Annotated in this window: 3 protein-coding genes; 2 read left to right on the top strand and 1 reads right to left on the bottom strand. The window is 71.9% G+C overall.

From position 1 onward, the window contains the following. Positions 1–76 precede the first annotated feature (76 nt). Together CCN72_RS27950 and CCN72_RS27945 are read left to right on the top strand one after the other, a co-directional pair. Entirely contained in the window at positions 77–763 is a 687-nt protein-coding gene (locus tag CCN72_RS27950; protein WP_086810636.1) for a response regulator transcription factor, read from the top strand. Positions 764–772: 9 nt separating this feature from the next. Continuing rightward, on the top strand, positions 773–2,173 hold the full coding sequence (locus CCN72_RS27945; protein WP_086810634.1) for a sensor histidine kinase: 1,401 nt from the start codon (positions 773–775) through the stop codon (positions 2,171–2,173). On the opposite strand, the gene CCN72_RS27940 is transcribed toward CCN72_RS27945, so the two are convergent. Beyond that, a partial coding sequence (locus tag CCN72_RS27940; RefSeq protein ID WP_143664220.1) for a TAXI family TRAP transporter solute-binding subunit occupies positions 2,163–2,670 on the bottom strand: 508 nt, incomplete at its 5' end. The two genes, CCN72_RS27945 and CCN72_RS27940, sit on opposite strands and share 11 nt — an antisense overlap.

The raw sequence follows: 2,670 nt of genomic DNA, 5'->3' as shown, positions 1-2,670 counted from the left end.
GTGCCCGCGCGCGGGCACATGATCTGCAAGGCGGATAAACAATGTCCGTACGACCACTGAACCGGAGGGGGCCGGAATGAGACTGCTGCTCGTCGAGGACGACAACCATGTCGCCGCGGCCCTGTCCGCCGTGCTGACCAGGCATGGATTCGATGTCACCCATGCGCGCAACGGCGAGGAGGCCCTGCGCGCGCTCATCCCCGAGAGCGACGGCTTCGGCGTGGTCCTGCTCGACCTGGGCCTGCCCGACCAGGACGGCTACGAGGTCTGCGGCAAGATCCGCAAACGCACCAGCACCCCCGTGATCATGGTCACCGCCCGCTCCGACGTCCGCTCCCGCATCCACGGGCTCAACCTGGGCGCCGACGACTACGTGGTGAAGCCGTACGACACCGGGGAACTGCTCGCCCGGATCCACGCCGTCAGCCGGCGCACCGCCCACGAGGAGTCCGCGCAGACCGCCGAGGGCCTGCTGCACCTCGGCCCGATGCGGATCGAACTGCCGACCCGCCAGGTCAGCGTGGACGGCTCCGTCGTCCAGCTCACCCGCAAGGAGTTCGACCTGCTGGCGCTGCTCGCCCAGCGCCCCGGTGTGGTCTTCCGGCGGGAGCAGATCATCAGCGAGGTCTGGCAGACCAGTTGGGAGGGCACCGGACGCACCCTCGAGGTGCATGTCGCCTCCCTGCGCGCCAAGCTGCGCCTGCCCGCGCTCATCGAGACCGTGCGCGGCGTCGGCTACCGGCTCGTCGCCCCGGCCGCCTAGCGGGGACGGGTGCGCACACGGCTGCTGCCGCTGCTCATCGTCCTGATGGCGGCCGTACTCCTCGCCCTCGGCGTCCCGCTCGCCGTCAGCATGGCCGCCTCCGAGCAACAGCGGGTCGTGGTCGACCGGATCGACGACACGGCACGCTTCGCCGCGCTCGCCCAGTTCGTCACCGAGGGCCCCGGCGGCTCCCGGCGCACCGGCACGGACGAGCGCTGGGAGACCCTGCGCAGCGAACTCGACAGCTACTACGGCGTCTACGGCATTCGCGCCGGCGTCTTCTACCGCAACGGCTCCGCCATGGCCAACGCGCCCGGCGACTGGTTCGTACCGCCGTCGGGGGAGGTCAGGGAGGCGTTCGACGAGGCGCTGCTCAGCCGGCGCAGCCACGACCCCCAGCAGGCGTGGCCCTGGCAGCACAGCCGGCTGGTGGTCGCCTCACCGGTGATCCGGGACGGGGACGTGATCGCGGTCGTCGTCACCGACTCGCCCACGGGGCCGCTGCGGCTGCGGATCCTGCACGGCTGGCTGCTCATCGGGGCCGGTGAGATCGCCGCCATGCTGCTCGCCGTCGGCGCGGCGCTACGGCTGACCGGCTGGGTGCTGCGGCCGGTACGGGTCCTGGACGCCACCACCCACGACATCGCCACCGGGCGCCTGAAGTCCCGGGTGGCGGCCGCCGGCGGGCCGCCCGAACTCCGGCGCCTCGCCCACTCGTTCAACGAGATGGCGGACCATGTCCAGGAGGTGCTGGAACAGCAGCGCGCCTTCGTCGCCGACGCCTCCCACCAGCTGCGCAACCCGCTGTCCGCGCTGCTGCTGCGCATCGAACTCCTCGCGCTCGAACTCCCTGAGGACAACGAGGAGATCGCCTCGGTGCGCACCGAGGGCAAGCGCCTCGCCCATGTCCTGGACGACCTGCTCGACCTGGCGCTCGCCGAGCACGCCGAGGCCGATCTGAGCCTGACCGACATAGGCGCCCTCGCGGAGGAACGGCTGGCCGCCTGGACGCCGGCCGCCGAGGCCCAGGGGGTCCGGCTGACCGGCGACTGCCCGGCCACCACCGGCTGGGCCGACCCGATCACGCTGTCCAGCGCGCTGGACGCGGTGATCGACAACGCGGTGAAGTTCACCCCCGAGGGAGGCGCCGTCGAGGTCTCCGTCTCCTTCGAGGGGGACACCTCCAGGGTCGTCGTCACCGACACCGGGCCCGGCCTCACCGAGGAGGAACTCGCGCGCGTGGGCGACCGTTTCTGGCGCAGCGGCCGCCATCAGAACATCAAGGGATCCGGGCTCGGCCTGTCCATCACCCGCGCCCTCCTGGAGGCGGGCGGCGGCTCGATAGCCTACGGCCCGCACGAGCCGCGGGGGCTGCGGGTGACGGTGTCGGTGCCGAGGTTCAGGGCTTGACCGACCGGTAGTAGCGCCGGGCGCCCTCCTGGAGCGGGAGGGGGTCGGTGTAGATGGCGGTGCGCAGGTCGACCAGCTGGGCGGAGTGGACATGGGCGCCGATGCCGTCGCGGCTCTTGATCACGGTGCGGGTCACCCACTCGGTGAGCCGGGGGTCCATGTCCGCGCGGGTCATCAGCAGGTTGGACACCGCGATCGTCGGCACCTCGACGCCGTGCTGGATGCCCGGGTACGCCGACTCGGGCATGTTGGTGGCGCGGTAGTAACGCGTCTCCTCGCCCTGCGCGTGCAGCTCGGTGACGAGGTCGGCGTCGATCGGGATGAACCGGAAGGCGCCCTTGCCGCCCGGCGTGGCCAGCCCCTTGGTGGGCAGGCCGCCGGACCAGAAGAACGCGTCGATCCCGCCCTGTTCCAGCCGGTCGGGCCCGGTGTCTATGCCGTCGGCGGCGGGGGTGATGTCCGTCCGCGGATCGATGCCGGCGGCCTGCCCACCAAGG

Source organism: Streptomyces murinus, assembly GCF_002154555.1.
Classification (GTDB): domain Bacteria; phylum Actinomycetota; class Actinomycetes; order Streptomycetales; family Streptomycetaceae; genus Streptomyces; species Streptomyces murinus.
This window is presented reverse-complemented; position numbering and strand designations above follow the sequence as displayed.

Excerpts from the sequence above, each read along its gene's own strand:
- CCN72_RS27950 (WP_086810636.1), top strand. The coding sequence starts at position 77 with ATGAGACTGCTGCTCGTCGAGGACGACAACCATGTCGCCGCGGCCCTG.